Annotated in this window: 5 protein-coding genes and 1 pseudogene; 3 read left to right on the top strand and 3 right to left on the bottom strand. The window is 64.8% G+C overall.

What is annotated here, in order from left to right; all coding sequences use genetic code 11:
* Nucleotides 1–403 precede the first annotated feature (403 nt).
* Together WA702_RS04930 and WA702_RS04925 are read left to right on the top strand one after the other, a co-directional pair.
* Nucleotides 404–1,156, top strand: a complete 753-nt coding sequence (locus tag WA702_RS04930; protein ID WP_425109415.1) for a hypothetical protein — start codon at nt 404–406, stop codon at nt 1,154–1,156.
* A complete protein-coding gene (locus WA702_RS04925) occupies nt 1,102–1,869 on the top strand; it encodes a hypothetical protein (RefSeq protein WP_425109414.1) in 768 nt (255 codons plus the stop codon). Before WA702_RS04930 ends, WA702_RS04925 begins: the two co-directional genes overlap by 55 nt.
* Nucleotides 1,870–2,164: 295 nt before the next feature.
* On the opposite strand, the gene WA702_RS04920 is transcribed toward WA702_RS04925, so the two are convergent.
* The 3 genes from WA702_RS04920 to pcaF all read right to left on the bottom strand — a co-directional run bounded on the left by WA702_RS04920 (nt 2,165) and on the right by pcaF (nt 5,507).
* A complete protein-coding gene (locus WA702_RS04920) occupies nt 2,165–3,226 on the bottom strand; it encodes a phosphotransferase (protein ID WP_425109413.1) in 1,062 nt (353 codons plus the stop codon).
* A 67-nt stretch (nt 3,227–3,293) separates the two neighbouring features.
* Nucleotides 3,294–4,187, bottom strand: coding sequence for a dioxygenase (locus WA702_RS04915; protein ID WP_425109412.1), 894 nt, complete (start codon nt 4,185–4,187; stop codon nt 3,294–3,296).
* A 111-nt stretch (nt 4,188–4,298) separates the two neighbouring features.
* The gene (gene pcaF, locus WA702_RS04910; protein WP_425109411.1) at nt 4,299–5,507 is read right to left on the bottom strand and encodes a 3-oxoadipyl-CoA thiolase; all 1,209 of its coding nucleotides are present in this window, start codon (nt 5,505–5,507) and stop codon (nt 4,299–4,301) included.
* A 225-nt stretch (nt 5,508–5,732) separates the two neighbouring features.
* Between pcaF and WA702_RS04905 the strand changes: the two are divergent.
* Nucleotides 5,733–6,708, top strand: a pseudogene (locus WA702_RS04905) (DNA mismatch repair protein MutS); the annotation flags it as partial.

The raw sequence follows: 6,708 nt of genomic DNA, 5'->3' as shown, positions 1-6,708 counted from the left end.
GCTCGCCGTCTTGTTGGCGATGTCACGCTCCTGGCTGAGCTCGGCCTCCTTCTTGGTGCGCTCGATCTCCAGCGTCTGCTGCCGCGCCTGCAGATCCTTCTGCGCGATCGCCACTTCATTGTCGCGGCAAGTCATCCCTTCGGAGAAGGCCGGAGGACGGAATCGCGCATAACGGGACGCACATACCGATATGTCGTCCGGGGAGGTGACCCGGATGGCGGCCGGCGCAAACAAAGTTGGGTGATCGTTAAGACCGCCGAACCCCCGAGGTTAAAAAGCCGCCCGTTTTCTGTGGCCGCGCCGCCAACGCCTTTGGGGCGCGAGATGCCGCGGCGAAATGGGCGCTTGTTCGGAATTCAACAGAGGCTCTATGCTCGCAAAGGCTGCATGTGAGGGGCCGCACATGACATTGCGCAGACTGAGCACGATCCTTGGGCTGATCGCGAGCCTGGTTGCGGCCTCGGCCGCGGGCGCCGATCCGGCGAAACTGAAGAGCTATAACGCCGCGATCGGCGATAGCTCGATCTCCGGCATCTCCTCGGGCGCCTTCATGGCCGTGCAGTTCGGCACCGCCTGGTCATCGGTCATCAAGGGCGTCGGCATCGTCGCCGGGGGGCCTTATTGGTGCGACCTCGCCAGCTCCGAAGACATCCTCACCGCCTTCATGCGTTCGGTCGGCCGCGCGCTCGGCGGCTGCATGAAAGGACCTGCGGCCGACCTCGACACCTCTGACTTCGTCAAGAAGGCCGACGACAACGCCGCATCGGGCGCGATCGACCCACTCGCCGATCTCAGACGGCAGCGGATCTATTTGTTTCACGGCACCAATGACGCAATCGTCGACAACGCCTCCACCGACGCGGCGGCCGCGTTCTATCGCCATTATCTCGGCGAGGCCGGCCGCAGCAACCTGTTCTATCAGACCACGATCGGCGCCGGCCATTCGCTGGTGGTGCAGCAGCAAGGGCAGGCTGATCTCGCCGCCTGCAACGCCAATCGCAGCCCGTTCATCGACCAATGCGGCTATGACCAGGCCGGCATCATGCTGCAGCACATCTATGGCCGGCGAACGCACCCAACCGTGGCGCGCTCAAGGGCACGGTGCGGCGCTTCGACCAGGCCGCCTATACCGGCACCGACATTCCGGACACGCTGAGCATGGCGGACACCGGCTATGTGTTCGTGCCGCAAGATTGCGAAGGAGGCGCGGCCTGTCGCGTCCACATCGCGCTGCATGGCTGCGAGCAGGATGCCGGCCATGTCGGCCGGCGCTTTGTCGACGATGCCGGCTACAATGCCTGGGCCGACACCAACCGTCTGATTGTGCTGTATCCGCAGGCGAAGGCGAGCGACTTGGCACCCGCCAATCCGCTCGCCTGCTGGGACTGGTGGAGCTATATCGACCATAGCGATGACTACGTCACCAAGGACGGGCCGCAGATCAAGGCGATCAAGGTCATGCTCGATGCGCTGACGTCCGGCGCGAACGGAGATGACAATAGTACGCTAAGGACGGCGATCAGCGGCGCAAGCGCAGCGGCGCCGCCCGCAAGCACCACTGCGCCGGCGCTGATGGTGATCGACACGTCCGACAGCAGCGCGGACCTCGCCTTCGATCCTGCGCCCGATACGGCCGCCTATCGCGTCTTCCGCGCCGGCGCCGACGGTGCATTCAGCGCAATCGGCGAGACCACGAATCCAAGCTTTGCCGATAACGGCCTCGCGCCGCAGACGACCTATCGGTGGCACGTGGCGATCGTGCAGAACGGCACTGAAGGCCCCGCCTCCGCCGACGTCACCGCAACCACGCACGCGATACCGCCGGCGTGCGACATGCCGGGGACGTGTCCGGTCGAAATAGGAAAATAATGTCGGCTCGCCCGTGGGCCGCAGCTACTAACCAACAGCACTAAGCTCCTATCTCGGCACCAACCGAAACACCCTGGAGCTCGATAAAATGATGTCGATCTGTTGCTTTTCGGATATCCACCTCTCCCATAGGGAGAGGTCGGATTGCGTCGCTAGATGCAATCGGGGTGAGGGGTTAAGGTCTATCGAGAGAGCAGCGCCCCCTCACCCGATCGCTGCGCGATCGACCTTTCCCGCTGGGGAGAGGTGAACCGAGGCCTTGGCTACTGCTTCGATCCAACGACAAGACATCATGCTAATCGAGCAACTCGACACTGCCGAGATCATCGACGGCGAGAAAAATCCGTTCAAGATTGTTCCGCCATATGAGCGGCGGAATCCGCACCGTCCATTGCCATACCGACTTGCTGATGTGCCACAGCACGGCCAAGCGATAATCCCGATCGAGCGCTGCGCGGTCATAGCCCGTGACGCCGTATTCGAGCAAGGACTGGTAGTAGCAATCGAGCAGCAGGCGTTCGGCCACGCTGCGGCGCTCGGGATAGAGCTGCATGGCGATCATGTAGGCGAGATCCTGCGCCGGGACATTGATGCGCCACTGGTCGAAGTCGAACACCCGCACGGCGTCGCGGCCTTCATCCTTTGGCAACAGAAAATTCCAGACATGCGCATCACCATGGGCGATGCTGACATTGCGCCGCTCGTGATATCGCTCCAGAAGCCGCGGCATCGATACGATGAAGCGATCATAGATGGCGCGCCGCTGCGGGCTCAGCCGGTCTCCGAGCTGGTCGGCGAAGCGGCGGTAATGCCCGGCGAAGACATCGCCATGCTCCGCCGTGTCCTCCCGAGAGGCGAAGCTGCCGACGGAAACGCCGAGCCGCGAATCGTCCCACCACGCCGCGTGCAGCCGCGCCAACGCGCGCACGATCGCCTCGGCCTGTGGCAGGCTCGGCGGCAGCGGCCACTCCGTGGCCAGCCGATGGCTGTCCGTCAGGTCCTCCAGCAACAGGTGCCAGACCGGCACATCCTCATCGACCGCGCCGCCGAAATAGCGCGGGACCAGGCGCGGCGGCATTAGCGTTGCGAGCCCGGAATAGAAGCCGATCTCGTGACGCCCGCTCTGCAATATCGACTTGGCAAAGGCCGGAAGCGGCACCTTTAGGATCAGGCTTGCGGGCGCATCCGGCGCCGGCCGGTCGTAGTGCAGGCCGAGCCGGATGATGCGCGACACCAGCACCTGACGATCGGCGAGGACCGTGACCTCCGCTACCGCACCGCGGTCGAGCACGCCGGCCTCACGTAGTGCGTCGGTCAGCTGTGCGGGCTCGGCCGGTGGTGGCAACGCTGTCGTCATTGACGATCTCCGTCCGGAAATGCATCGGAGCTTGGCCGCTGGCGATCGGCCGGTCAACGGCGCGGCGTCACTTGATCGGCGCCCGCGGCAGCACCGGCTCGCCGGCTTCCATCCGGTAGAGATGGTCGAGCGTGTACCAGGGCGTGCCGACATCGCGGCCGGTCGGATGCGGCTCGTCGTGGCGGACGAAATTTCCGAGCAGCGCCTTGGTCACTCCGAACTGCACGTCGCTGTCGATATGCGGATCGTTGGGATCATAGACCTGCGAGATCAAAACCTTGAAGCCTGGCTTGACGATCAGCGCATGCAGATGCGCCGGGCGATAGGGATGCCGCCCCTGCGCTTCGAGCAGACGCCCGACCACGCCGTCGGTCGGGATCGGGTAGCCGATCATCATGACCGAGCGAAACCAGAAATGGCCGTCATGATCCGTGGTGAACTTGCCACGCAGGTTCATGTCGGCCTGCTCCGGGTCCTGGTTTTCATAGAGGCCGACGGGCGAGGCGTGCCAGACATCGACCTCGGCGCCACTGACCGGCGCGGCATCGGGATCGACCACCTTGCCGCGCACGAACAGCGCAGGGCCCGGCGTATCCGAACGCACGATCGAGCCGCCGTTTGGCGTCACCGGCGAATTCAGCCGCCAGAACGGCCCGAGCAGCGACTGCGCGGTCTCGGTGTTGCCGTTGTCGCCATTGTTCAACAGGCACACCAGCGATGAGACGCCGAGCGAGCCCGCCATCAGGATCACTTCATTATGCGTGTCGGTGGTGCGCTGGCCGAGCTCGGCGATCACGGCCGCGGCTTCGCGGAATTCGGCCTCTGTCAGCCTGGTGTCGCGGACGAAGCCGTGCAGATGCTTGACCAGCGAGATCATGATCTGCCGCAGCCGCGGATTTTTGGTTTGCTCCATCACAGCCAGCACTGCTGCCGTGACATCCTGCTCGCGCGCGATGGTCATCAATTCCTCCGCCCCATCCCTCGTCATTGCGAGCGAAGCGAAGCAATCCAGGGCGTCACGCGCGATTCTGGATTGCTTCGTCGCTTCGCTCCTCGCAATGACGGCTAGAGATTACTGCACCAGCTCCAGCGCCAGCGCGACGCCCTGGCCGACGCCGACGCACATGGTGGCGAGTGCGCGTTTTCCCCCGCGCTTCTCCATGCCGTGTACCGCGGTCATTGCGAGCCGCGCACCGCTCATGCCCAAGGGATGCCCGAGCGCGATCGCGCCGCCATGCGGATTGACGAAATCGGCATCCTCGGCAACGCCGAGCTGGCGCAGGCAGGCGATGCCTTGCGAGGCGAACGCCTCGTTCAATTCGATCAGGTCGAAATCGCTGATCTTCAGGCCCAGCCGCTCCATCAGCTTGCGCACCGCCGGCACTGGGCCGATGCCCATGATGCGTGGCGGCACCGCGGCCGAGGCGAGACCGAGCACTTTTGCACGCGGCGTCAGGCCGTGCTTCTTCACCGCAGCCTCTGAGGCGAGGATCATCGCGGCAGCGCCGTCATTGACGCCGGAGGCATTGCCGGCGGTGACGGTACCGGGATTGCGCACGATCGGCCGCAATTTTGCCAGCGCTTCCAGCGTGGTCTCGGGGCGCGGATGCTCGTCCTTGTCGACGGTGACAGGGCCGGCCTTGCCGCCGGGTACCATCACCGGCGTGATCTCTTCGGCGAAATAGCCCGCGGCGATCGCCTTGCCGGCACGCTGCTGTGAGCGGATCGCGAACGCATCCTGGTCCGCACGCGAGACCTGGAATTCCTCCGCGACGTTCTCGCCGGTCTCCGGCATCGAGTCGACGCCGTATTGTTGCTTCATCAGCGGATTGATGAAGCGCCAGCCGATCGTGGTGTCGAAGATCTCGGCCGAGCGCGAGAACGCTTCGGTGGCCTTGCCCTGCACGAACGGCGCGCGCGTCATCGATTCGACGCCGCCGGCGATCGCAAGCTCGACTTCGCCGGAGCGGATGGCGCGGCCCGCGGCACCGACTGCATCGAGGCCCGACGCGCAAAGGCGGTTCAAGGTCTGTCCCGGAATCGAATCGGGCAAGCCCGCCAGCAGCAGCGCCATGCGCGCCACGTTGCGATTGTCCTCGCCGGCCTGGTTGGCGCAGCCGAAGAACACTTCGTCGACGTCGGACCAGTCGAGATTATGATGCTTGGCGACCAGCGCCTTGATCGGCGCGGCGGCGAGATCATCGGTACGCACCTTGGCGAGCGCGCCGCCGAAGCGGCCGATCGGGGTCCGCACCGCATCGCAAAGGAACACATCTCGCATCGCTCTCTCCCTGACGTCCTTGGGCTGATATTTGACCGTGAGTTGTAGGAGTGGCGGTGAGGGTGGTCAATTGACGGGAATGGAGGGAGGTATGCGTCAAGGCGGCGGCGCGCCCCTCCCCCGCACGCGGGAGAGGTTGCACCGACCGAGCCGCAGGCGTGGAAAACCGGGACAGCCATCGCAAAGCGGTAGGATGCGCCGGCCAAATTCGGTATTTTCCGCGCCATGACCATCCAGCAGCCGATCCCAGCTCCGACACCGCCCGAAGCCGCCTCCGCCCCAGAGACGGCGGCGAAGCTGACGCCGATGATGGAACAATATCTGGAGATCAAGGCGGCGCATCCGGGCCTGATGCTGTTCTACCGGATGGGCGATTTCTACGAGCTGTTCTTCGAAGATGCCGAGGTAGCTTCGAAAGCACTCGGCATCGTGCTGACCAAGCGCGGCAAACATCAGGGCCAGGACATTCCGATGTGCGGCGTGCCGGTCGAGCGCTCCGAGGACTATCTGCATCGATTGATCGCGCAAGGCATCCGTGTCGCGGTCTGCGAGCAGATGGAAGACCCGGCGGCCGCTCGCGCGCGCGGCAACAAGAGCGTGGTCAAGCGCGGCGTCATCCGCGTGGTGACGCCGGGCACCTTGACCGAAGATAATCTGCTCGATGCCCGCGCCAACAATTATCTGCTGTCGATCGCGCGCGCCCGCGGCTCCACAGGTGGCGACCGGCTCGGCCTTGCCTGGATCGATATCTCGACTTCCGAATTCATGGTCACCGAATGCGGCTTCAATGAGCTTGCCGCGACGCTCGCCCGCATCAATCCGAACGAGGTGATCGTCTCGGATGCGCTGTATTCGGACAGCGAGTTCGAGCCGGTGCTGCGCGAGCTCGCCGCCGTAACGCCGGTGACGCGCGACGTGTTCGACGGCGCCACCGCAGAACGCAGGCTGTGCGACTATTTCGCCGTCGCTACCATGGACGGACTCGCTGTGCTGTCGCGGCTGGAAGCAACCGCGGCGGCTGCCACCGTCACCTATGTCGACCGCACGCAAGTCGGCAAACGCCTGCCGCTGGCCCCTCCCGCGCGCGAGGCGGTCGGCACGACGATGGCGATCGATCCGGCAACGCGGGCCAATCTCGAATTGACGCGGACGCTCGCCGGCGAGCGGCGCGGCTCGCTGCTCGATGCGATCGACTGCACGG

It is taken from the genome of Bradyrhizobium sp. (assembly GCF_049798375.1).
Classification (GTDB): domain Bacteria; phylum Pseudomonadota; class Alphaproteobacteria; order Rhizobiales; family Xanthobacteraceae; genus Bradyrhizobium.
This window is presented reverse-complemented; position numbering and strand designations above follow the sequence as displayed.

Bases quoted from the DNA above. Each gene is read 5' to 3' on its own strand.
- WA702_RS04930 (WP_425109415.1), top strand. From the start codon at position 404: ATGACATTGCGCAGACTGAGCACGATCCTTGGGCTGATCGCGAGCCTG.
- WA702_RS04920 (WP_425109413.1), bottom strand. From the start codon at position 3,226: ATGACGACAGCGTTGCCACCACCGGCCGAGCCCGCACAGCTGACCGAC.
- WA702_RS04915 (WP_425109412.1), bottom strand. From the start codon at position 4,187: ATGACCATCGCGCGCGAGCAGGATGTCACGGCAGCAGTGCTGGCTGTG.
- pcaF (WP_425109411.1), bottom strand. From the start codon at position 5,507: ATGCGAGATGTGTTCCTTTGCGATGCGGTGCGGACCCCGATCGGCCGC.